Here is a 22,754-nt window from a genome sequence, read left to right as displayed (position 1 = left end):
TCCGGTATCCAGCTTCGCAGCTCTGGGTCCCGGCCTGTGTCGGGATGACGAAATCCGAGGCTTATTCGGGAACCTCGTCCACCAGATCCAGGAACTCCAGACTCGCCTGCTGCCGGATGGTGTGGCGGTGGTTGGCCCAGAGTTTGGCAATTTTCTCCTGATTGCACACCTTGCGATCCACATACACCCGGGTATTCAGCTCACCGATGGGCTTGGGGCTCGGGCACTTGCTGAACACAAACTGGTTGGAGATCAGGTCCATAAACGGGCCGGACTTGCTGCTGGGCATGATGAACAGCAACTGCAGACCCAGCGTCTCAGTGAGGTAGCGAATCACCTCGCGAGAGCGGGATTCATCCATTTTGGAGAAAGCCTCGTCCACCAGCACCATTTTCAGATGGCTGTTGCCGTCATTGAAGCGGAACGCGGAGGTGACCGCGGCGGAGCGGATGATATACGCCGGTGTTTCCAGCTGCCCGCCGGAGCCGGTGCCGTACTGACTGAGCGCAATGGGCTCCTTGCCCTGAGGCTCCTTGTAGATCTCGTAATTGCGATAGTTGCGGTAGTCGCTGATGCGGTCGAGCTCGCGGCGCGCCACCTGCTCGTCTTCACTCAGCAACATTCCCAACAGGCGGTCGCGCACCTTCTGGTGCTTTGGATCCAGGTCCGCATCAAACAGGCTCTGCTCTTCACCCAGATTCGGCAGCTCGATCACCGCCTTGAAGAAATTCCAGTATTCCCTGAATTCCGGCACCCAGCGGTAATCGAAACGGAAGCGCTCGCGATCGGCACCAAAGCGGTGGTGCTCCAGCTCCTGGTTCAGGTCGTCCAGCACGCGCTTGCCATCATTGATGGACTGGTAGATGGCGTGACACAGGTGGGTGACGAAGGTGGTATTGAAGGACTTTTTGAGCCCCTGCAGCTGCTCGTGGCGATCCACCAGCAGATTGTTCTTCAGACGGTTGCGCAGGGCCGTCACCTGCTCCACCAGCTGGCACACCAGCTTGAACTGGCCTTCGTTGTGACCGGCGGCGAAGTCGGGATCAAACGACAGCGTGTCGCCGGTGCTGCAACTGCTGTTGTAGTCCATCACCGCTTTCAGCAACTGATGGCTGTACTTCTGCAGCAGACCACGCCACTCGGCCACATCCTGGGAGAAGTCGAAACCGTCATCCGCCTGTGCGGCCTGGTCGTCGGCTTTTTGCAGGGTGGCTTCGGCATCAAAGTCCGGGGTGATCTGGGCAATACGCTGCACCGCCGCTTCACTGTCCGACAGGGCTTCGTCCAGTTGATCCAGCTGCGCCGACAGCGCCTGCAACTGACGAGCGATACCGTCGAGATTGCTTTCCAGTTTGCCGGCCAGCTTCTGCAGACCGGCGCCCTGCTGGCGTTCGGCCTCGAGCTTTTCGTGGAGCGCGTTAGCCTGTTGCTCCAGCTCCATTCCATCGTCCAGATCGAGATTGGACAGTGCCTGCTCCGCGTTGCGGCCCTGGCGCTGGGCATTCAGCGCAGTATCCACCGCATCCAGCAGCTTCAGTGGCGTCAGACTGCGCACAGCCTGCGACAGTTTACGCAACTGTTGCTGCTGATCGTTAATCGCGCCCGCCTCTTTCAATAATTGTTGCAGAGCGCGCTCCTGGGCTGCCAGTGCCCGCGCCCGCGCACCCTGGCCGAACACCAGCTCACTGTCATCAATATCACAGCGCCACATACTGTAGTTGCCGCTGGCCAAGCCTTCCGAGGTCAGGCCACGGCGGGTGCCCTTGAGTTCGGCGGCATCGCGCACCTGCAGCACAGAGCCGTAAGACGCACGCAAATAGTACTCCGCCGTCTTGTGGCTAAACGACATCAGCTCGACGATGGATCTGTTCTGCGGGTCAAGTCGCTCGGCATCCCGGCGGGCTTTGTCGCCCTGGATGACCCGTGCCCGGTTGCCGCGGCCCGGCATACTGCGCACGATACCAATCGCTTCCGCTTCGTAATCCGGGTCGACAATAATGGAGAAGCGGGCACCGCCCAGATAGCCTTCCACGGCCATCTGCCAGCGCTCGTCTAGTACTTCCACAAAATCACACAACACCTGGGGCTCGGCCTGGGGGCACTGTTCGCGAATCGCCGCCAGCGCCTGGTCCACATACTGCGGGTAGCGCACACGGTTGGACTGCAGGTGGTGAATACGGGATTCCTGGGCGTGCAACTGCTTTTGCACCTGCTGCACCTTGAGCTCGCCGCGGGACACCAGATCGTTGACCTGATCCCGCAGGGTCACTTCCCCGGGTTCTGCGCCGGTCATCTGCTGCACGAAACGATTCTGCTGCGCCTCAGCATTGGCCACCGCTTCTCGCAGCGACTCCTGGGCGGACAGATCAATCCAGTCTTTGCCCAGCAGGCCGTCCAGCTTTGGCAGCGCATCACCCCGGGCGACCGCCTTCAATGACTTGACCAGGCCACCGTCACTGAACGCCGGAATCTCCAGGGAAACAGAGGTGGTACTCAACAGGGACAGCAACTCACCGGCGGCGGCCTGATTTTCCGCAAAGCTCTGCTGCTGGCTGGCCAGCGGCGCCGCAAGCGAAGACAGGGTGCGATTCGCTTCCTCGATCTTCTGATCCAGCTCGTCTTTGCTGCGCAGCGCCGCCACACCCTGGCGCTGAGCCTGGATCGCCACCAGCTGCTCACTCAGGTGGCGGGTACGACCCTCCGACTGGAGGATTTCCTGGCCGGTGCGCTCGAGTTCCGCACGGGTTTCCTTCTGCCGGTTTTTCCCCTCGACATAGGTTTTCTGCACCCGCAATTGCTGGTGCTTGGCCTGCAGATACTCCTGCACGCGCAGTTGCAACCACTGCTCGGTGTACAGGCCGGCCGATTCCCCGATACTCGCCAGGGCCTCCACGCGGTCGACAATTTCCCGCGCCTCCTGCTCCATTCCGTGAATGGTTTTCATCAGCTCGGATACGGAGCGGATCGCCTCGCCGAGGTCGCGCTTTTCCAACACTTCCTGGGCGACAAAATCGTTGATGCTCTTTACCGGTTTGTAGGCCATAAAGTTGGCAAAGGTGCGTGCGGCGTGAGTGGCCTCGCGATCCGGTACTGCATCCTTCCGGCCGCGCAGCGCGCCATAAAGCCGGCGCAGATAGGCTTTCTTTTTGTCGTACTGCTCGACCTTGCCGAACTGCTTGCTGGCAACACTGTAGAACTTGTCCAGGGGTAGCAGGTGCTTGCCGTCTTTGTATTCCTTGATGAAATCGCCCATGGCCAGCTGCTCGCCGGGGATCACGAAAAATTTCAGATTGTCCTGGCGCGCCTGGGCGGGTTTGGAGCTGGCATCCAGGTGTGCGCGGATAGCCATGATGGCGGTAAAGGGCTCGCCGTCTTCACCTTCGGTGGGGAAGAAATTGCCCGCGATATAACAATCGGTAGGCTGCAGCCGCGCGTAGCTGCCGTCGTCGCAGCCGAGTACGTAAGATGCAAGTGTGCGCACCTGCTTGCCGCCGCGCCCGCGCTGGGTGGTCTCGTCCTGCCCCGGATTGAAGGTAAACAGGGTATCGTGGGCGGCGGTCATCAATGTCTGGATGGCATCGGCGGCGGTGGTTTTGCCGGAGCCATTGCCACCGGAAAACAGGTTGATGGGGCCGAAGTCGTATTCCAGCTGGGGAATATTGCCCCAGTTGATCAGGATGAGTTTTTTCAGAAACATACGTTTCGTGTGCTCGGTTTAATTTTTCTCGTTGGCAGATGCGCTGTCGTGATGCCGGACTTGATCCGGCATCCAGCACTACGTAGCACTGGATGCCGATACCGGATCAAGTCCGGCTCAGGCTCTGCGCCGGAATGACGGTACTATTGTTCAGTGGCGAAGAGGCTGTGATCTTCGCTAGCCGGAGTAATCCGCTCGACTTGCTCCACCTCGTCATTCGACGTATCGCTCTCCAGCAACTGCGCCAGCGCGGATTCACTGACAAACTGCGCAATGGTCGGCCGCACCCGCAACAGGGTTTCGGCCACGGCCTCGCTGTCTTCGCCGTTAAACTGGATCAGGCGCAGCTGACGGAGCTTTTTCAGGAGCTGTTTGCGCTCGGCGAGCTTGTCCGGAAGGGACATTTTCAGCAGATTGCGCAGGCCGAGTTCAAGGGCTTCCAGTGTCAGTGCCACGCACCCCTGGTCGTCTACCTGCCCTTCCCGCAGAGATTTGTCGTACTCCACCCGCAACACCAGAATCGCCGCCACCTCCTGTTGAGACAGGCGTGCGCGGAAGCCACCGTGGTGCGGCTCCTCCTGATCCGGCATACCGGGAACTTCCGCCCCCGGCGGATAGACGCGGATAAACTGAAAGCGGCTGTCGTGCTGCAGGCGCAGGCCCAGCGGGGCAATCCACTCGCGGATCAGCGGCTCGCAGCGCTGGAAGCGGTCGTACAGTACCGTCTCCACATTACTTTCGTCCCGGCAGATCACTCCGTAATCCAGCAGGCGCACCAGCAGCTCGGAGAATTCGTTGCGGGTCAACTTGCACTGGGCCAGTGCTTCTTCCAATGCCTGTTCAATCACGATTTTCTGACTCGGTTTTCAATTCAAGCGTGTATTCATCAAATTGCTCGAAGTAATCGTTACTGGCGGTCTCACCGGTAAAGGTCACTTCCACAAAGGGGCCACTGCCATCCTGGGACACAGCCGCCGCTTCCAGGGCATGGCTCATGGCAAGCAGGTCGCGGGCGTTGGTGAGTGGCAGATCGCGACTACTGACCGATTTTCCCGCGCGCAAAGCACTGCTCAAATAATTGCGCAGGTCACTACTGTTAAAGTTGAATGCTTGATCCAACAGTTGCTGTAAGACGATGCCACGCTGCCTGTCGTCATCGATAGGCACTATGTCTTCCACCAGGGTGTTGACGGGCTGGCGGCGGTTGCGCTGCCACAATTGTGTCTGCTTCGGGTCGTACAACCGCAACTGGAAGGCGGCGAGATCACTGCCCAGCCTGCCGAGTAATTGGTCGCGCTCGCTGTTTGTACCCAGTTCCTGGCACAGATCGGTGAAGGCCCCTTCGGTGCTACTCTGCAGGTAACTCAGCTGGCGGATTATGATCTCCGCGCGCTTGGTAAAGCCCTGCAGGGCCTGGCGCAATGCCGGGAGTTTTACCTCACAGGCGCGGCGCATACGGTCTTCGATGGTGTCCAGCATCAACCAAAGGACCGACTGCCCCTCGGCGTGCAGCTCCGGGAGCTGCTGGCGCAGACGCTGCTCCCACTCGGCCTTTCTGTTGTTGTCTTTGCGACGAATCTGACCGATGACCCGACTGATGCTGTCGCGGTGCTTTTCCACACTGTCGGCGGAAAGGCGAATCGCCAGGCCTGGCTGGAAGCGGCTCTCCATAAACGAGAAAAATTCGTCGGTAGCCTGCTGCACCAGAATCTGCGCTTCCACCTCGCGCACCATTTCCCGTTTGCGCTCTTCCAGCTCCGCGATCATATCCGTGAAATCGGCGACGATGCGCTCGGAATACTCCCAGGCGTCGATCAGGTCGTAAACCTCCCCGCGATTGGCGAAGGCTTCCAGGGAGTTGAGCGTATTGCGGGTGTTGCGGTGGCGGGTGCGCACGCGGGTGCTGTTCAGCTCCACCAGCGGCTGGGTAAACAGCCGACCGCGCCGGCTGAAGGGATAAGAGATGGTAAGCGTGGCGGTGTCCACCAGCTTCTCCAGCCAGCCAAACTCCACCAGACTGTTCAGCACCCAGACGGACTGCTCGCGCAAACCGCGAAAGCGCCCTTCCGGCTCCGCACTGCCGTCGCTGTCCAGCTGCGGGGCTCGGGTCAGGGCCTCGGAAAAGATTTCCAGAATCTGTTCGCGGGTGAGCGACTCGCCGTAGTCCGCCTTGGCAGTGTACAGGCGCTCGTATAACAGGCGCAGGCATTCGACCACCTGCTCACGGTATTTGCCGGTGAGCGGGCGGAAGAAGTGCTGGTAGGAATCTGCAAAGAACAACGGGCAGGCTTCCGGTCAGAGGTCAGTTTACTGGTCTTCAGGTTTCTGGTTCAGCACACAGAATTTAGTGTAGTCACCGGCGTCTTTGAAGCTCCAGTCGCCCTTCGGGGTTTCATCCATTTTCTTGCACCAGGCATCGGAACCACGCTTGGGTTCACAGGCGGTGAGCAGGAAAGCGGCGGAGAGGATGGACGCAACTGTGAAGATTTTTTTCATGGTCGTTTTCTCTAGTTTTTATCTTTTGTTTCGTCATTCCGGCGCATGCCGGAATCCAGGCTGCGGAGCTTCGAACTGGATACCGGTACCGGATCAAGTCCGGCACAGGCTCTGTGCCGGCATGACGGTGTATGTGGTGCTCAGCCGGACATTACTCTCGACGCCACTTGGTGCCTTCGCGGCTGTCTTCCAAAACCACACCCTTGGCCTTCAGCTCCTCGCGGATCTCGTCGGCGCGGGCGAAGTTTTTGTCTTTCTTGCTCTGCTGGCGCTCGGCGATCAGGGCCTCGATCTCGTCTTCGCTGATCTCATCGCCGCCGCGGGATTGCTTGAACCAGGCTTCCGCATCCATCTGCAGGATACCCAGCATCTCGCTGGCCGCGAGCAACTGGCCCTTGAGCGCGGGCTTGTCGGCGTCAGCGGCTTTGTTCAGCTCGCGGGCGAGCTGGTGCAATTCGCTGATGGCAATGGGGGTATTCAGGTCATCGTGCAGGGCCTCGATAAAGGCAGTGCCCTCTAGGTTCGCTTCGGCCGCTTCCACCGACTGGGTTTCGCGCAGTGCACCGTAGAGGCCATCAAGGGTGCGCCAGGCCTGATCCAGCAGGTCCGCGCTGAAATTCAGTTCGGAACGGTAGTGGGCGGAGAGCAGTGCGAAGCGCAGTACTTCGCCGGGGTACTGTTGCAGCAGGTCATTGACCATGCGGAAGTTGCCCAGGGATTTGGACATTTTCTCGCCGTCGATGTTGACGTAGCCGTTGTGCATCCAGTAACGCACAAACTCTTTGCCGTTGGCACAGCAGCTCTGGGCGATTTCGTTTTCGTGGTGCGGAAAGGTCAGGTCGCGACCACCGCCGTGGATATCGATGGTATCCCCGAGGTGCTTTTTGATCATGGCCGAGCACTCCAGGTGCCAGCCCGGGCGACCGCGGCCCCAGGGGCTCTCCCAACCGGGCTCGTCTTCTGACGACGGCTTCCACAGCACAAAATCCCCGGCGTATCTCTTATACGGTGCCACTTCCACTCGGGCGCCGGCGAGCATGTCGTCGAGAGAACGCTTGGAGAGTTTGCCGTAGTCGTCCATAGACTGCACTGCGAAGAGCACGTGGCCCTCTGCAGCGTACGCATGCCCTTTTTCCACCAGCGCCTCGATCATGGCGATCATTTCCGGCAGGTGCTGGGTAGCGTAAGGGGTAACATCTGGCTGCAGGGTATTCAGCGCCTGCATATCCTCGAAATAGGCCTGGGCAAAGCGCGCGCTGAGAGCGCCGATTTCTTCGCCGTTGTCCCGCGCGGCCTTCATGATCTTGTCGTCGATATCGGTAATGTTGCGCGCGTACACCACGTCGCTGTAGAGGCTTTTCAGCACGCGATAGAGTGTATCGAACACCACCGCCGGGCGCGCATTGCCGATGTGCACACGGTTGTACACGGTCGGGCCGCACACGTACATACGCACGCGGTTTTCCTGAATGGGCGTGAAGATTTCCTTTTCACCGGAGAAGGTGTTGTAAACCTTGAGAGACATCGGTTCTCGCTGTTTCTGATTTTGTGGCTTTTCGGTAACGGACGGTGGATGCGCTTCGCTTATCCGCCCTACAAATACAAAACCCATGGCCGTAGGGTGGATAAGCGCAGCGCATCCACCAATCCCGACGGGTAAACTTACTTGTTTTGTTCTTTGGCCCAGCTATCACGCAACCCGATAGTGCGGTTGAACACCGGCTTTTCCGGCGTGCCGTATTTGCTGTCGCGGCAGAAATAACCGTTGCGCTCGAACTGATAGCCTTTTTCCGGCTGCGCTTCGGCGAGGCCGATTTCGGCTTTACAGCCAGTCAGCACCTCCAGGTTGTCCGGGTTGACGGACTCCAGGAAGTTCTTGTCGCCGACATCCGGGGACTCTTCGTTGAACAGGCGGTCGTAGAGGCGCACCTCGCAGTCCACGTTGTTGTCCGCAGACACCCAGTGAATAACTCCCTTGGGCTTGACGCCATCTGCCGGATCTTTACCCAGGGTATCCAGGTCCACGGAACACAGAACTTCCACAATGTCTCCGGCATCGTTCTTGATGACTTCGTCCGCCTGAATCACGTAGGCATTGCGCAGACGCACCTTTTTGCCCAGCACCAGTCGCTTGTATTTCTTGTTGGCTTCCTCGCGGAAGTCTTCCTGTTCGATATACAGGGTTTTGGTAAACGGCAGCTCACGCGTCGGCAGGTCTTCACGCACCGGGTGGCCGGGGGCACTCAGCATTTCCTGCTGCCCCTCCGGGTAATTGGTGAGGGTCACCTTGAGCGGCTTCAGCACACACATGGCGCGAGGCGCGTTTTTGTCTAGGTCGTCACGGATCGCGTATTCCAGCATGCCCACATCAACGGTGGAGTCGGAGCGGGTAACACCGATCATTTCGCAGAACTGACGGATAGAAGCCGGGGTCACACCGCGGCGACGCAGACCGGAAATGGTCGGCATCCGCGGATCGTCCCAGCCGTCCACAAAGCCCTCGTCCACCAGCTGCTTCAGTTTGCGCTTGGACACCACGGTGTAGTTCAGGTGCAGGCGGGCAAACTCGTACTGGCGCGGGCGCGCCGGCACCGGCAGGTTTTCGATAAACCAGTCGTACAGCGGCTTGTGGTCTTCAAACTCCAGGGTGCAGATGGAGTGGCTGATCCCTTCGATGGCATCAGACTGACCGTGGGCGAAGTCGTAGCTCGGGTAGACGCACCATTTGTCACCGGTCTGGTGGTGCGCCATTTTCTTGATCCGGTAGATGATCGGGTCGCGCAGGTTGATGTTCGGCGCCGCCATATCGATCTTGGCACGCAGGCTGCAGCTACCCTCGTCGAACTCGCCGGCGGTCATGCGCGCGAACAGGTCCAGGTTCTCTTCCACCGTGCGATCGCGGTACGGGCTGTTCTTGCCCGGCTCTTTCAGGGTGCCGCGGTACTCGCGAGCCTGCTCCGCATTCAGATCGCATACATAGGCCTTGCCCTGCTCGATCAGGTAGATGGCCCACTGGTGCAGCTGGTCAAAGTAGTCCGAGGTGTAGCGCACATCTCCCGCCCACTGGAACCCCAGCCAGGATACGTCGCGCTTGATGGCATCAACATATTCCTCTTCTTCTTTGGCCGGGTTGGTATCATCGAAGCGCAGGTTGCACTGACCACCAAACTCATTCGCCAGACCAAAATTCAGGCAGATGGATTTGGCGTGACCGATATGCAGGTAACCGTTCGGTTCCGGCGGGAAACGGGTAGTCAATTGCTCGACGCGGCCCTCGGCCAGGTCTTCGCGAATGATGTTCTGGAGGAAGTGAGCGGGCTTGCTCTCGGATGTCATAGCTTTCTCTAAATCAACAACTCGAAGTAAGCGGCGGATTATACCGCAGATGACTGCCGCCGCATGGGGTTTTCACTGCTTGTAAGTCGCCGGGCTGCGCGGCTTGCGTCGGACTGTGAACAGAGTATCATGCCGCCCCAAACCGATCCCGGACAGGACATTTTATGATCACTCTGCACACCACCTACGGCGACATCAACATCGAACTGGATTTTGACAAGGCGCCGAAGACCGCGGCCAACTTCCTGCTGTATTGCCGCGACGACTTTTACACCGGCACCATCTTTCACCGGGTGATCAACAACTTCATGATCCAGGGTGGCGGCATGACCCCGAATATGGACCAGAAGCCCACCCGCGACGCGATCGAGAACGAAGCGGATAATGGCCTGAAGAACGACACCGGCACCCTGGCCATGGCACGCACCATGGACCCACACTCCGCCACCGCGCAGTTTTTCATCAACGTGAAAGACAACGACTTCCTGAACTTCCGCGCCAAAGACGCACAGGGCTGGGGCTACTGTGTATTCGGCAAGGTGGTCGACGGTATGGACGTGGTCAACAAGATCAAGGACGTTCCCACCGGCAGCAACGGCTTCCATCAGGACGTACCCACCGAGACCATCGAAATTACCGGTGTGACCGTCTCCGACGCCTACGCCGACAAGTAAGCGAATCCCGAATACTCGCATACCACACCAAACCGGGCGGAGCAGACCAGTGGCAACCTACCTGATTTCAGACCTGCACCTGGACGAATCCCGCCCGAATATCACCCGGGCCTTTTTTGACTTTCTGAAAGGGCCCGCGGCGGGCGCCGAAGCGCTGCACATCCTCGGCGACTTTTTCGAAGTATGGATCGGAGACGACGACGATGCTCCCCTGATCGAAGAAGTTGCGCGCCAACTCAGGACCTATTCCGATTCCGGCCCGGCACTCTACCTGATGCACGGCAACCGGGATTTCCTGATGGGTGAAGACTTCGCCCGGCGCTGCGGCGCCACCCTGCTCCCGGATCCCAGCCTGGTGGAGCTGGCAGGCCACCCGGTCCTGCTGATGCACGGCGACAGCCTGTGTACCCGCGACCAGGAATATATGGCATTCCGCCAGCAGGCCCGTAACCCGCTGTGGCAGCAGGGGCTGCTTGCCAAGTCCCTGGAGGAGCGCCGCCAGATTGCCGCGCAGATCCGCGCCACCTCAAAATCCATGAACAGCCTGAAAGCCGAAGACATCATGGATGTCACACCGGAGGAAGTGGTCAAGGTCATGGAATCCCATAACACCCAGACCCTGATTCACGGACACACGCACCGACCCGACCGGCATGCGCTGACCGCGAATGGCCAGGCGGCGGAGCGTATCGTGCTGGGGGACTGGGGCGCGCTGGCGTGGTGCACCAGGGCAGATGAAAACGGCCTGTCGCTGGAACAATGGCCTATTGAGCCCTGATTCCCGCGGTTAAACGCCGGACGGACAGATAAACAAAAACGGGGCACTGAATGTGCCCCGTTTTTGTTTTACGCAATGTCAGCCCAATCAATCAGGCTGCACCTCCGCTGGGCAAGCCCTTCAGATCGTCCGTACCGACTTCAGCGGTCGATTCGATCGACGCTTCCGCCGCTTTCAACGCTTCGCTCAGGGTCTCATAAGTGCCCGAGGCAGGAATCCGGCCATTCAGGCCCTTCAATACCTTGTGCACCTCTTCGTTCATGCCCGCCAGATAGAGCTGCTTGCCGCTGTCCTTGGCGTCCGCTGCGATCGTCTCCACCGCAAGGGCCGCAGACAGATCGAGGTAAGGTACCGAAGAGAAGTTCAGAATCAGCACCCGCGACTGCTGACTGCTCTGCTCGCGCACATGGTGACCCAGATCGGCCGCCGCACCGAAGCTCAGCGGACCGCTGAACTCGAAGAGCGCAATACGATCGCGGTGACGCTGCAGGATGGCTTTGTCTTCCTCGCTATCCAGATGCTCGGGTAAATTGCGCAGGCGCTCGATCTGCAGGCTCGCCACCTGCTTCACATAGGCCAGCGCTGCCAGTACCACACCGGCCGCAACCGCAGTAATCAGGTCAACAAACACGGTCATGCTGAGTACCAGCACCATCAACAGCAGATCCCAACGCGGGCCCTGGTGTGCGCGCTTGAGGTATTTCCAGTCGATGATATCCAGCCCCACTTTCACGAGGATACCGGCCAGCACCGCCTGGGGAATATTCTCCGCCAGGGGACCGAGGCCCAGTGCCACCGCAAGCAATACCAGCGCATGAACCATCCCAGAAATACGGGTCTGGCCCCCGGAACGGATATTCACCACGGTGCGCATGGTCGCGCCCGCACCGGCGATACCACCGATAAATCCTGCCGCCGTGTTACCAATACCCTGGCCAATCAGCTCTTTATTGCTGTGGTGTCGGGTACGGGACATGTTGTCCGCTACCAGAGAAGTCAGCAGGCTGTCGAGAGAACCGAGGATCGCCAGGATGATGGCTGCTTCCACCACCAGCATCATATTCTCCCCACCCAGCACAGGCATTTGCAGCTCAGGCAGCCCGGTGGGAATACTGCCGAGAATCGGCACATCCAGGGCGAAATAGGCAACCACGGTACCCACAATCAATGCCGCCAGAGGCCCCGGGAGGTAGCGCCCCCATTTACCGGGCCACAGGTAGACCATGGCCAGGGTTGCCAGACCGAGTACCAGGTTTGCCGGATGAACAGAAGAAAGCGCCTCAGGCACATTCCCCAGTGCGCCCAGCACCCCGCTTGGAGAAGCGTGTCCAAGCAGTGGGTTCAACTGGAGAATAATGATGATGACACCAATACCCGTCATAAACCCGGAAATCACCGGATAGGGTACCAGTCGAATGTAGTGGCCGATGCCCAGTACCCCGAAGGCGATCTGAAAAACGCCCGCCAGAATCACTGCCGTGAATATGAGCGCAGCATCGCCGGAGAGGCTGGCAAACAGGCCCGCGAGAACAACCACCATCGGCCCGGTGGGACCGGAAATCTGGGGGCCGGTGCCACCGAACAGGGCGGCAAAGAAACCTACGGCGATTGCACCGTACATACCGGCCATGGGGCCAAGCCCGGAGGCAACCCCCAACGCCAGTGCCAGCGGCAACGCAACGACACCGGCGGTAATACCCCCGGTGATGTCGCCGCGCAAATTAGACAGGTCGAACTTCATGACTTCGGCACCTCTTATACTTCAGAATCTTCCTTGCGAAAGGAGCCTTGGCCCCTTTTGTCAGCACGAAACGCAGACGACACACACGCGAGGCGATCAGCTGCCGCAGGTGTCCTTGGCAACCGAGTCCGCCAGCTCGCCGAACATTGCGCGATAGCGCTCATCCATCGGCTTGAACTCCCGCGTTGACTCGTCGAAGCACAGAACTTCCCCGCTGCCAATGTTGTAAACCCAACCGTGCAAGGTAACCCGACCATTGGCGAGACCACTGGCGACCGCAGGGTGGGTACGCAGGTGCTGCAATTGTTGGACCACATTTTCACAAGTCACTTCATTCAGGTGATCTTTACTCAGCTCGCCGTGGCGGTCGCGCACAACATCGGTGGCTGAACGACAGTGACCAAGCCATTCCTTCACATGCGGCAGCGAGTCCAGGTTCTCCGGCTCGATCGCGCCCTTCATGGCGCCACAATCGGTATGCCCACAGATCACGATATGGGAAACCCCCAACGCCGCCACCGCGAACTCGATGGATGCCGTCATGCCGCCGGAATGATTGCTGTGCGGGGGAACCACATTGCCCGCATTGCGACAGATAAACAGCTCGCCGGGCTCGGTCTGGGTGACCAGGTTCGGATCGATGCGGGAATCGGCGCAGGTGATAAACAGCACCTCGGGATTCTGGCCGTCAGCCAGCTTGGAAAAGCGTGCCTTTTTGGTGGGATAGACTTCTTTCTGAAACTTCGCCACACCGGAAATTACGTGCTCCATCATTACTCCTTGCAATCATTCTGGAACGGGCATTCAACTTGGAATCCATTATTTTTTGATAGTTCAATAAGTTAAAATACCTATCGCTGATAATCATTCGTTATCAAAAAAGACTGAAGCGCCATGCCGAAAACCTCTCAACCACCCAGTTTTAAACAGCTGGAATACTTTGTGACCATAGCGTCACAATCAAGCTTTCGGCGTGCCGCTGACGAGCTTAGAGTCAGCCAGCCCGCACTCACCGCGCAGATTCAGGCCCTGGAAAGCAACCTGGGCATTCCCCTGTTTGAACGAAACCGCTCGGGCACCCTGTTGACCCCGGAAGGCCGCGAGCTACTTGAACACGCAAAGCAGCTTATTCTGGGAGTTCGCGAATTTTCGCAACACGCGGACCTGATTTCCCAGGGACATCAGAGCACCTACAAACTCGGAGTACCCCCCACGCTGGGGCCCTACCTGCTCCCCAACGTGCTGCCAGCTCTACATCACCGGCACCACAAACTGAAACTCTATGTGCGGGAGGCGCCCCCAAACCGCCTGCTCCAATCACTTACCGAAGGTCTCTACGACATTGCGATCGTGCCCCTCCCGGTCAAACGGGACGACATATCAGTGGAACCCCTGTTTACCGAACCGCTCAAGTTCGTGGTACCCGCGGACCATCGGCTGGCAGGCAAGGCTCAGGTGACGCCATCACAGCTCAAGGGGGAAAAAGTGCTGACCCTGGAAGGACAACATCACTTTCACCATCAGGTGCAGGAGATATGCGAGCGCCTGGGCGCCCAGCTACAGCGAGACTATGAGGGCACCAGCCTGGACACTTTGCGCCAGATGGTAGTGATGGGGTTGGGCGTTGCCTTTCTGCCCGGACTCTACGTCCATTCAGAAATGCACAACCCGGAAGCACTGCACGTCAGCGAGCTGCGGGCGAAACCGATTCGACGCCAGCACGGCCTGGTATGGCGGGCGAGCGCCCCGGCACGGCGCTTTTACCGGGAGCTGGCCAGCGACCTACGGGCAATCGTCGCAGAGCGGCTTGGGGATGTGGTCGAAGTGTACAAATAGCCGCGACGGGACTCATGCGAGCCCGGGTACACCACTGTGGAAGCGGAATTCCTCATCGCTGCCCTGCACCAGGTCCCGCTCTACCTCCAGCATTGCCTGCACCCTCGGCTGGATATCCTCGCTCGTCGCCTTTTGCGCAAGTGTTAGATAGTCGCGGAAATGCCGCGCCTCAGACTTGAGCAGGGAGAGATAAAACGCCTGCAGCTCTTCATCCAGATGCGGCGCAATCCGGGCAAACCGCTCACAGGAGCGCGCCTCGATAATCGCGCCACAGATCAGCGTATCTACCAGTCGGCCCGGCTCCTCCCGGCGCACCTGGTCGCGCAGTCCCGCTGCATAGCGCGAGGCCGTGACATGCGGGTAGCGAATACCCCGCTTTTTCATAATCGCAATCACCTGCTCGAAATGCCGCAGCTCCTCCCGCGCCAGTCGCGACATTTTGTTCAGCAGCTCAAAATTGTCGAGATAGCGAAACATCAGATTGAGCGCCGTGCCCGCGGCTTTCTTTTCGCAATTGGCGTGGTCCACCAGCATCATTTCAGGTTGCGCGAGCGCCGCCTCGATCCACGCGCCGGGGGTTTCGCACAACAGAAAGTCGTGGATGGCGGACAGGTCGGGAACCGGGGCACTACTCATAACAGAACTCATGACAAATCAAATACGGATACGCGGGAATACACGTGCCTCCCGGCGCGGCGCATCATAACGCCCCTCCCCGCCTTTTGTTGACCGGTTACCGCGCTCGGGGGTGGGCGTACCGAGCATCGCGCTCATTTGATAACGACTTATTAAGTGGATTAATATAGGAGACTCCCGCACCACCCAAGGTCGGATTCATCGCTCTCCAGGGCCAGATCCGGCGGATCACCTCCAGGGCACAGAAGATGTCGAACAGCGTCACCTCGAAGTCCCAATTGGCACAACTCAACCGCGAGCTGGCAGCCTCCCTTGTGCAGCTGCACGGACTGGCGGAGCAACTGGCGCAACACCTGTCTGCACTGGAGGACGCCGCTCCCAGTTGGCAGCACTATCTGCTGCGCCCGGAGTTTGCGATCGATTCGGCGAACCGCCTGGGCGTCACCTTTGAACAGCCATTCGGCCTGGCCGCTGCACTCTTCGCCAGCCTTGATTATGGTGAGGCCCACCAGCCAGGGGATGCCCGCAATACACTACAGGTTCCGGGGCTACTGGCGGTTCCCACCGGTGCTATTGAGCACGCGCAGCAACTCAATAAAGCAAAAGCGGTATTTCAGAAGACGGTCGCCGACATAAAACAGGCTCTCGCCCCCCAACCTGCCCTAGAGCGCGACCAACAACTGCGGGATATGCTCGCGGATGCTGGTTTTCCCCGCACCCATTTGCGCCAGTGTTACCGCCAGATACTACTCTGCCCACGGCGCCCGGATGCCATAGCACTCAGCTGGATCAAGGCTCGCAAATCCATGAAAAAGGTGAGTATTGCGTGGTGTGAGAGGAAGCTGGTGCAACTGGACCCACAGGGACAGGACCCGGGTATTCAGTATCAGCGTCAGCTCCTGGCCGGGCTGCACCGTAACGACCACGACCACCTGCGCCAGGTACAGATTCAGAGCAGAGCGAATTTACAGGTAGCGGAAATCTTTCATGCCGCAGAGCAGGATCAGCGGGACGACTATCGGCAGGTAGGTTATTCGGCGATGCCGGTGCTGATCAGCGGTGGTGCGGATCGCTCTTTGCCGGAGTTCTCTCGGGTCGACCACACGCCACCGGCGAGCCGGCGACGCACGCGCCGGGACTTGCAGGTGGATAAAACACCATTTTTACCGGCATTGCGGGTGCACCTTATCCGCCCGCACTGAACGTGGGCATTGGGCATAAAGCCGGTAGTCAGGCCTGCAGGCGCTTGATTGCCTGCGCAGCACTGGCCTGGCACGCCGAAAGTAGCGACGCATATCGCGTACCCTCCAGCACACCCGCCTCCTGCCGAGCCTGTTCCAGAAATGCCTCCTCCCGGGAGCCGCAGTATGCCAGCATGGCGTCCCCACCCTGCTCCGCAAAGACGCTGGACAGCTGCTCCTGCATCTGCTGCAGCGCTTCGCGATCAGGATCTGGCTCCGCCGGTAGATCACCGGTTTCCCGGATGGCCGCCGCCAGCCTGCCCACCAGCTGCTCGCGCTCATCCGCCAGGGATTCACACAGCGCTACCGCTTCCGCACCCACCTCGTGATCGGCAACGAAACGGAAATGCGACAGGGTTTCCAGCGCCCAGCCGTGCAGCCACTGCAATGCCACCTGACGGTCGCTTCTCAGTAAACTCATTAGACCAACTCTCCTTACGCATGAACCCCGGCCTTCCTCAGCGCCGGGGACAAACAGCCCGCTAGACGCCAGCGTCAGCCGGCACCACGGCCGCGATCACCCCTTTCTCCACCCGAATACATACCGGGGTAGTCGCCACTGGCTCGCCGTCTGCGTGGACTTCCATCGCTGCCGGCGCTGTCTCGATCGCCACTTCGGAACCCGACGCCGTAAATACGCGCCTGGACACCCGGTGCTGCCCCAAGCGAAGAAACGGCGCCAAGGACAACAGTTCCAGCAGACTTTGCGGCTTCAGGCTGTACAGGTGGAGTTTGCCATCGCTAATGGTAGCCTGCTCGTGCACCACATTGCCGCCCCCGTAGAAACGGCCGTTACCGACCGCAAGCTGCATTGATCGGATATGGAATTTCTGCCCGTCAACGACCAGCCGGACCTTGAACTGGTTGCTGCGCGTCAGCGCTTCACTCACGGCTTTGAGATAACTGAGAACACCCCAGCGGCGCTTTACATCCGGGGTAAGCGCCTCCGTCACCTGCACACCCAGCCCCAGATTTGCCACATTGAAGAAGTACTCATCCCCCAAGCGCGCGAGATCGATCCTTGCCGTGTGGCCGTCACGAATGGCTGCAAATGCCTGTTCCAGTGACTCGATACCGAGGGAACGTGCGAGATCATTGGCGGTCCCCATGGGCAGTACCGCCAGAGGAAGCCCCCGCTCCACCAGGGCTTTTGCACAACCGCTGACAGTGCCATCACCACCGCCAATGGCAATCATATCTGCCCGGGCATCACGAATACTGGTAACGGCATCTTCAGGACTGTCCGTGTCTCTTACCTCGACCGACCAGCCCTCTTCCCGCAAGCCGGATACCCCCGCCTGCAGCTGATCAGCACAATCCCCGCCGCTGCGACTGGCCGGGTTGATCAGGATAAGGAGCTGCTTGTCTGGGCGACGGGAAGCGTGGGGCAAGTGAGACTCCTAAAAATAATGAACGGTGGCCAGGGCACTGTGAGCCCTGACAGCAACCCGAAATAAACAGCACCTGACGTACGCACCGGCTACTCGGCCGCCGATGCCAGCCCCGGCGCCACAAATCGCAGGTAGTACGCCTGTGAGAGTGCGAAAAAGTCTTCATCGATGCGCCTGCGCAGCTCCGTCAACGGGATACCCCGTGCTACCGGGGTCACCTGCAACCCGTACTCCGCCGGGTCGGCAATCTGGCTAGCCCCCGCGCGCAACAATTCAAACACCCAGCAGTAGGGGTTCTGATCTTCATTAAAACGGATCTGTTGATGGCGCAACTGCGCCAGCAACAGGTTCTGGTCGACGATTTCAAACTGACTGCGCACGGCATTTGCAAGATAGCCGTCACGGCGCTCCGCTATGATGCGGCGTTGCTCTTCCGAGTATGCGTTCCAGTTGATCACTTCGTGCGCAAATCGCTTGCACCCACGACAGACATTGTCGCCAATGCCGGTGGAGCAGACGCCAATACAGGGCGTACGTACTTTTTTATAAATCGCCATGCAGCGAAAATACCTCTTCTGCCGCCACTACCGCCAGCATCCTGTGTGATGCTCACCGTACGGTGGGGCGCCGATAAATTCGTGTGAAACGCTGTGTGAATCGAGGCGGCACAGAATAGCATTTTCGATGACCGTTTACGTCCATTCATCACATGGATAATAGCCGGGTGAAAGCACCATAATGCGATTGATTATCAGTTGAAAAAAGCCACTGAAATCGACCTTTATTCATCCGATGAATGATGAGAATTTGCGTAAGTTATTGATTTTTCAACGAACTTAACAGCGTTAACCGAGTAATGTAGAATTCGCCACCCGCTTCCAGCGGCCATCGATGTAAAACGGAGTTCGATTTGCGGCTCTGGTCGCCCAGAACTCCAGGAAAGCTGTTGGTTCCACCCCATACACCAAAGAGGGAATTATCCGTGCTTGAAGCCTATCGCAAACACGTCGCCGAGCGCGCCGAACAGAATATCCCACCCAAGCCCCTGAACGCCGAGCAGGTTGCCGGCCTGGTGGAACTGCTGAAAAACCCGCCCGCGGGTGAAGAGCAGGAACTGCTGGACCTGATCACCAATCGCGTACCGCCGGGTGTGGACGAGGCCGCCTACGTAAAAGCCGGTTTCCTCACCGCCATCGTCAAGGGCGAGGCCGAATCCCCCCTGATCGACAGAGAACATGCCACCAAACTGCTGGGTAAAATGCTGGGCGGCTACAACATCGCCACTCTGGTAGACCTGCTGGACGACAAAGATCTGGCGGAACTGGCCGGCGAACAGCTGAAAGGCACCCTGCTGATGTTTGACGCCTTCCACGATGTGGAAGAAAAAGCCAAAGCCGGCAACGAAGTGGCCAAGGCGGTAATCCAGTCCTGGGCCGACGGCGAGTGGTTCACCAAGCGCGATAAAGTGCCCGAGAGCATCAAGGTTGCGGTCTTCAAAGTGACCGGTGAAACCAACACCGACGACCTGTCCCCGGCCCCGGACGCCTGGTCCCGCCCGGATATCCCCCTGCACGCGCGCGCCATGTACAAAATGACCCGCGACGGTCTGGAGCCGGAAGAGCACGGCGTGACCGGCCCGATGAAGCAAATCGAAGAAATCCAGGCCAAAGGCCTGCCGGTTGCCTTTGTTGGTGACGTAGTCGGTACCGGTTCTTCCCGTAAGTCCGCCACCAACTCTGTCCTGTGGTTCTTCGGCGACGAACTGCCGGGCGTACCGAACAAGAAAGGCGGCGGTATCTGCATCGGCGGTAAAGTGGCCCCGATCTTCTACAACACCATGGAAGACGCCGGCGCACTGGTCTTCGAAGCCCCGGTTGACGACCTGAATATGGGCGACATCATCGAAATCCGCCCCTATGAAGGCAAGATCCTGTCCGAGGACGGCAAGGTCATTTCCGAATTCGAACTGAAGTCCGACGTACTGCTGGACGAAGTGCAGGCCGGTGGCCGTATCAACCTGATCGTTGGCCGCGGTCTGACCACCAAAGCCCGCGAATCCCTGGGACTCGGCGCTTCCGACCTGTTCCGCCTGCCGGAGCAACCGAACGACACTGGCAAGGGTTACACCCTGGCACAGAAAATGGTGGGTAAAGCCTGCGGTATGGAAGGCGTCCGTCCGGGCACCTACTGCGAGCCGAAGATGACCACCGTTGGCTCCCAGGACACCACGGGTCCGATGACCCGTGACGAACTGAAAGACCTGGCGTGCCTCGGCTTCCAGGCCGACCTCACCATGCAGTCTTTCTGTCACACCGCGGCTTACCCCAAGCCCGTGGACATCGACACCCAGCACACCCTGCCGGACTTCATCATGAACCGCGGCGGTGTTTCCCTGCGCCCGGGCGACGGCATCATCCACAGCTGGCTGAACCGCATGCTGCTGCCGGACACCGTGGGTACCGGTGGTGACTCCCACACCCGCTTCCCCATGGGCATCTCCTTCCCGGCCGGCTCCGGCTTGGTGGCGTTTGCCGCGGCCACCGGCGTTATGCCGCTGGATATGCCGGAATCCGTACTGGTGCGCTTCAAGGGCGAAATGCAGCCGGGCATCACCCTGCGTGACTTGGTACATGCCATCCCTTACTACGCGATTCAGGAAGGCCTGCTGACCGTCGAGAAGAAAGGCAAGAAGAACATCTTCTCCGGCCGCATCCTCGAGATCGAAGGTCTGGACAACCTGACTGTAGAGCAGGCATTCGAGCTGTCCGACGCTTCCGCCGAGCGTTCCGCTGCGGGCTGTACCATCAAGCTGCCGGAAGACTCCATCGCCGAGTACCTGCGCTCCAACATCACCCTGCTGCGCTGGATGATCGCGGAAGGCTACGGCGACAAGCGCACCCTGGAGCGTCGTGCACGCGCCATGGAAGCCTGGCTGGAAAAACCGGAGCTGATGAGCGCCGACGCCGACGCCGAGTACGCCGCAGTGATCGAAATCGACCTGGCGGAAGTAAAAGAGCCCATCGTGTGCTGCCCGAACGACCCGGACGACGCCAAGCTGCTGTCTGACGTGGCCGGCGACAAGGTCGATGAAGTATTTATCGGCTCCTGCATGACCAACATCGGTCACTTCCGCGCCGCCGGTAAACTGCTGCAGCAGCACAAGGGTGGCATCTCCACCCGTATGTGGATCTCTCCGCCCACCAAGATGGACGAGCACCAGCTGATGGAAGAAGGCTACTACAACATCTACGGCGCATCCGGTGCACGCACCGAGATGCCGGGATGCTCCCTGTGCATGGGTAACCAGGCGCGCGTAGCCCCGAACAGCACCGTGCTGTCCACCTCTACCCGTAACTTCCCCAACCGCCTGGGCGATGGTGCCAACGTGTACCTGACCTCCGCGGAACTGGCCTCTGTAGGCGCCATCCTGGGCAAACTGCCGACCCCGGCGGAATACCAGGAATACGCCCAGAACCTGAACTCCATGTCTGCGGAAATCTACCGCTACCTGAACTTCGACCAGATTGAAGACTTCCAGAAGTCTGCCGAAGAAGGTAAGCGTATCGCCGCGACCGAGATTCAGGATGTTGCTGTATAAGTGACTGACTGAGGTTCGGAAAGCCCTGCTCGAAAGAGCGGGGCTTTTTTTTGCCAGCTGAACTGAAAACGAAGAGAAACGGCCATGTCTTTAAACTGGATGACGACGCAAGAAAATTCACTCCCCGAGGCCACAGCGGGAAATGATCGCGAGTTCACGGTTTATCGAGCGGATGTGAAAAGTCCAGACAATCAGAACGTACAGCGCGCGATTGAAGCAACGACTGAAAAAGCCTGTGAGCTCCTGGAAGGCAATATCCAGGACGACTCCCGCTACCTGCTCTTTGGCTGGAATGTCGATACGGCAACATTGACCATCGTCGTCACCGACGATGGCAAAGTACGTGACTCCCACGCCGTGGTGCAGTGCACGTTCGCAACAGAAGGTCAGCCGCTGAACACGGAAGACATTCAGTTCTGGATCAAGGACTTCCTGAGCAGCTACGCACCCTTCTTGCGCTACTCACTGATTGCTGCGTTTTACTGTGGATCAAGAAACGACTGCGTACTGCTGTGACGCGCTTCGGCGCCCGGCGCGCCCTCAATAAAACAGGCGGGAAACGCGGCGCGATCAGGGATCCCGCCGCATTGAACTCATCCAGCTTAGCGCCGGGATAGCGTCGAGCCCCGCGCATCCAGGCCGGCGAGAATTGCCTTCATCTCATCAGCCTCTTCCTGCACCTTTTTGGCCTTTTCCGCTGCAATACGTGCCTTTTCGGCCTCGATACCCGCTTTAATCGCCCGCTCTTTCGCCGCGCTGCCGGTGCGCCCGGTGGCCAGCTTTTCTTTTACCGGCTTTTTGCTATTCGGTTTCGCCGCGGTGCTGGCTGACGGTTTGACGCGTGTCACCCGCGTCTTGCGCTTGGGAGCCAGTGCGGATTGAGTAGTGCCGGGCTTTACCGTTTTGATACCTACCAGACTTTTGGCATTGAAGCTGTCCAGTGCTTCTTCCACCATCTCCTGCAGCTCCAGGCGGTCTTCCGCTACGGCAAACAGGCTCGGGGTGAAGGCAGACGCACCGAATTTCTTCAGTTCATCATAGAAAGGGTGATCGATACCCGAAGATACGGCGGCCTGGATCTGCTCGAAGCGGGCTTCCGGCGTCACGCCCTCGCGCGCAGTGCCCACCCATACTTGATCCGTATCTTCGTTGGTCAGGGTAAATACGATCATGGTATCTCAGTCAACCTCTTCTTAATCAGACGTGCGGGTCAATCGCAAACCTCGGTTCTCGTAGCTCAGGTTCACGAAAATCCGGCCCGCGAAAAGGTCGCGAATTCTAATGATTTAAAAGTAAATGTGCAGACTTGACTTGCGGAATACGGGGGTTA

Annotated in this window: 19 protein-coding genes; 6 read left to right on the top strand and 13 right to left on the bottom strand. The window is 59.0% G+C overall.

What is annotated here, in order from left to right; genetic code table 11:
• Positions 1 to 61: 61 nt before the first annotated feature.
• The 6 genes from LRR79_RS10355 to LRR79_RS10330 all read right to left on the bottom strand — a co-directional run bounded on the left by LRR79_RS10355 (position 62) and on the right by LRR79_RS10330 (position 9,529).
• Positions 62 to 3,697: an ATP-binding protein gene (locus tag LRR79_RS10355; RefSeq protein ID WP_231757140.1), complete on the bottom strand. Its 3,636-nt coding sequence runs from the start codon at positions 3,695 to 3,697 to the stop codon at positions 62 to 64.
• A gap of 143 nt (positions 3,698 to 3,840) precedes the next feature.
• A complete protein-coding gene (locus tag LRR79_RS10350) occupies positions 3,841 to 4,545 on the bottom strand; it encodes a DUF4194 domain-containing protein (protein ID WP_231757139.1) in 705 nt (234 codons plus the stop codon).
• Positions 4,538 to 5,977 carry a Wadjet anti-phage system protein JetA family protein gene (locus LRR79_RS10345; protein WP_231757138.1) on the bottom strand — a complete coding sequence of 480 codons (1,440 nt, stop codon included), beginning with the start codon at positions 5,975 to 5,977 and terminating at the stop codon, positions 4,538 to 4,540. Before LRR79_RS10345 ends, LRR79_RS10350 begins: the two co-directional genes overlap by 8 nt.
• A gap of 27 nt (positions 5,978 to 6,004) precedes the next feature.
• A complete protein-coding gene (locus LRR79_RS10340; protein ID WP_231757137.1) occupies positions 6,005 to 6,193 on the bottom strand; it encodes a DUF3012 domain-containing protein in 189 nt (62 codons plus the stop codon).
• Positions 6,194 to 6,344: 151 nt separating this feature from the next.
• Positions 6,345 to 7,718 (bottom strand): cysteine--tRNA ligase, encoded by a 1,374-nt coding sequence (gene cysS, locus LRR79_RS10335; protein ID WP_231757136.1) that lies wholly within the window; start codon positions 7,716 to 7,718, stop codon positions 6,345 to 6,347.
• 137 nt (positions 7,719 to 7,855) lie between these two features.
• Entirely contained in the window at positions 7,856 to 9,529 is a 1,674-nt protein-coding gene (locus tag LRR79_RS10330; RefSeq protein WP_231757135.1) for a glutamine--tRNA ligase/YqeY domain fusion protein, read from the bottom strand.
• A 164-nt stretch (positions 9,530 to 9,693) separates the two neighbouring features.
• Here LRR79_RS10330 and LRR79_RS10325 point away from each other — a divergent pair, with 164 nt between their 5' ends.
• A complete protein-coding gene (locus LRR79_RS10325; protein WP_231757134.1) occupies positions 9,694 to 10,203 on the top strand; it encodes a peptidylprolyl isomerase in 510 nt (169 codons plus the stop codon).
• A 49-nt stretch (positions 10,204 to 10,252) separates the two neighbouring features.
• Positions 10,253 to 10,981 (top strand): UDP-2,3-diacylglucosamine diphosphatase, encoded by a 729-nt coding sequence (locus tag LRR79_RS10320; RefSeq protein ID WP_231757133.1) that lies wholly within the window; start codon positions 10,253 to 10,255, stop codon positions 10,979 to 10,981.
• A 91-nt stretch (positions 10,982 to 11,072) separates the two neighbouring features.
• Here LRR79_RS10320 and LRR79_RS10315 read toward each other — a convergent pair whose 3' ends face one another.
• The gene (locus tag LRR79_RS10315) at positions 11,073 to 12,722 is read right to left on the bottom strand and encodes a SulP family inorganic anion transporter (protein WP_231757132.1); all 1,650 of its coding nucleotides are present in this window, start codon (positions 12,720 to 12,722) and stop codon (positions 11,073 to 11,075) included.
• A gap of 96 nt (positions 12,723 to 12,818) precedes the next feature.
• Positions 12,819 to 13,496 carry a carbonic anhydrase gene (locus LRR79_RS10310; protein WP_231757131.1) on the bottom strand — a complete coding sequence of 226 codons (678 nt, stop codon included), beginning with the start codon at positions 13,494 to 13,496 and terminating at the stop codon, positions 12,819 to 12,821.
• Positions 13,497 to 13,664: 168 nt separating this feature from the next.
• Between LRR79_RS10310 and LRR79_RS10305 the strand changes: the two genes are divergently transcribed.
• Entirely contained in the window at positions 13,665 to 14,558 is an 894-nt protein-coding gene (locus LRR79_RS10305) for a hydrogen peroxide-inducible genes activator (protein WP_231757130.1), read from the top strand.
• A gap of 12 nt (positions 14,559 to 14,570) precedes the next feature.
• On the opposite strand, the gene miaE is transcribed toward LRR79_RS10305, so the two are convergent.
• Entirely contained in the window at positions 14,571 to 15,194 is a 624-nt protein-coding gene (gene miaE / locus LRR79_RS10300) for a tRNA-(ms[2]io[6]A)-hydroxylase (RefSeq protein WP_231757129.1), read from the bottom strand.
• 248 nt (positions 15,195 to 15,442) lie between these two features.
• Here miaE and LRR79_RS10295 point away from each other — a divergent pair, with 248 nt between their 5' ends.
• Positions 15,443 to 16,396: a hypothetical protein gene (locus LRR79_RS10295; protein ID WP_231757128.1), complete on the top strand. Its 954-nt coding sequence runs from the start codon at positions 15,443 to 15,445 to the stop codon at positions 16,394 to 16,396.
• Between the two features lie 28 nt (positions 16,397 to 16,424).
• Here LRR79_RS10295 and LRR79_RS10290 read toward each other — a convergent pair whose 3' ends face one another.
• From LRR79_RS10290 to LRR79_RS10280, 3 genes are all read right to left on the bottom strand, one after another.
• Positions 16,425 to 16,856, bottom strand: a complete 432-nt coding sequence (locus LRR79_RS10290) for a hypothetical protein (RefSeq protein ID WP_231757127.1) — start codon at positions 16,854 to 16,856, stop codon at positions 16,425 to 16,427.
• 61 nt (positions 16,857 to 16,917) lie between these two features.
• Complete coding sequence (locus LRR79_RS10285; RefSeq protein ID WP_231757126.1) at positions 16,918 to 17,826, bottom strand: lipid kinase; 909 nt, start codon at positions 17,824 to 17,826, stop codon at positions 16,918 to 16,920.
• 89 nt (positions 17,827 to 17,915) lie between these two features.
• Positions 17,916 to 18,383, bottom strand: a complete 468-nt coding sequence (locus LRR79_RS10280) for a DUF1289 domain-containing protein (protein ID WP_231757125.1) — start codon at positions 18,381 to 18,383, stop codon at positions 17,916 to 17,918.
• Between the two features lie 425 nt (positions 18,384 to 18,808).
• Between LRR79_RS10280 and acnB the strand changes: the two genes are divergently transcribed.
• Positions 18,809 to 21,424 carry a bifunctional aconitate hydratase 2/2-methylisocitrate dehydratase gene (gene acnB / locus LRR79_RS10275; RefSeq protein WP_231757124.1) on the top strand — a complete coding sequence of 872 codons (2,616 nt, stop codon included), beginning with the start codon at positions 18,809 to 18,811 and terminating at the stop codon, positions 21,422 to 21,424.
• A gap of 84 nt (positions 21,425 to 21,508) precedes the next feature.
• The gene (locus LRR79_RS10270; RefSeq protein ID WP_231757123.1) at positions 21,509 to 21,940 is read left to right on the top strand and encodes a hypothetical protein; all 432 of its coding nucleotides are present in this window, start codon (positions 21,509 to 21,511) and stop codon (positions 21,938 to 21,940) included.
• 86 nt (positions 21,941 to 22,026) lie between these two features.
• Here the strand turns inward: LRR79_RS10270 and LRR79_RS10265 are convergent, their stop codons facing one another.
• Positions 22,027 to 22,596, bottom strand: coding sequence for a GIY-YIG nuclease family protein (locus tag LRR79_RS10265; RefSeq protein WP_231757122.1), 570 nt, complete (start codon positions 22,594 to 22,596; stop codon positions 22,027 to 22,029).
• Positions 22,597 to 22,754 lie beyond the last annotated feature (158 nt).

The sequence above is a fragment of the Microbulbifer elongatus genome (assembly GCF_021165935.1).
GTDB classification, from domain to species: domain Bacteria; phylum Pseudomonadota; class Gammaproteobacteria; order Pseudomonadales; family Cellvibrionaceae; genus Microbulbifer; species Microbulbifer elongatus.
Note: the sequence above shows the minus strand (reverse complement) of the source record. Positions and strands in the feature narration are given on the sequence as shown.

Coding starts and splice junctions, on each gene's coding strand:
- LRR79_RS10310 (WP_231757131.1), bottom strand. CDS start 13,496: ATGATGGAGCACGTAATTTCCGGTGTGGCGAAGTTTCAGAAAGAAGTC.
- LRR79_RS10325 (WP_231757134.1), top strand. CDS start 9,694: ATGATCACTCTGCACACCACCTACGGCGACATCAACATCGAACTGGAT.
- LRR79_RS10340 (WP_231757137.1), bottom strand. CDS start 6,193: ATGAAAAAAATCTTCACAGTTGCGTCCATCCTCTCCGCCGCTTTCCTG.
- cysS (WP_231757136.1), bottom strand. CDS start 7,718: ATGTCTCTCAAGGTTTACAACACCTTCTCCGGTGAAAAGGAAATCTTC.
- LRR79_RS10280 (WP_231757125.1), bottom strand. CDS start 18,383: ATGGCGATTTATAAAAAAGTACGTACGCCCTGTATTGGCGTCTGCTCC.
- miaE (WP_231757129.1), bottom strand. CDS start 15,194: ATGAGTAGTGCCCCGGTTCCCGACCTGTCCGCCATCCACGACTTTCTG.
- LRR79_RS10295 (WP_231757128.1), top strand. CDS start 15,443: ATGTCGAACAGCGTCACCTCGAAGTCCCAATTGGCACAACTCAACCGC.
- LRR79_RS10330 (WP_231757135.1), bottom strand. CDS start 9,529: ATGACATCCGAGAGCAAGCCCGCTCACTTCCTCCAGAACATCATTCGC.
- LRR79_RS10270 (WP_231757123.1), top strand. CDS start 21,509: ATGTCTTTAAACTGGATGACGACGCAAGAAAATTCACTCCCCGAGGCC.
- LRR79_RS10355 (WP_231757140.1), bottom strand. CDS start 3,697: ATGTTTCTGAAAAAACTCATCCTGATCAACTGGGGCAATATTCCCCAG.
- LRR79_RS10290 (WP_231757127.1), bottom strand. CDS start 16,856: ATGAGTTTACTGAGAAGCGACCGTCAGGTGGCATTGCAGTGGCTGCAC.
- LRR79_RS10315 (WP_231757132.1), bottom strand. CDS start 12,722: ATGAAGTTCGACCTGTCTAATTTGCGCGGCGACATCACCGGGGGTATT.
- LRR79_RS10265 (WP_231757122.1), bottom strand. CDS start 22,596: ATGATCGTATTTACCCTGACCAACGAAGATACGGATCAAGTATGGGTG.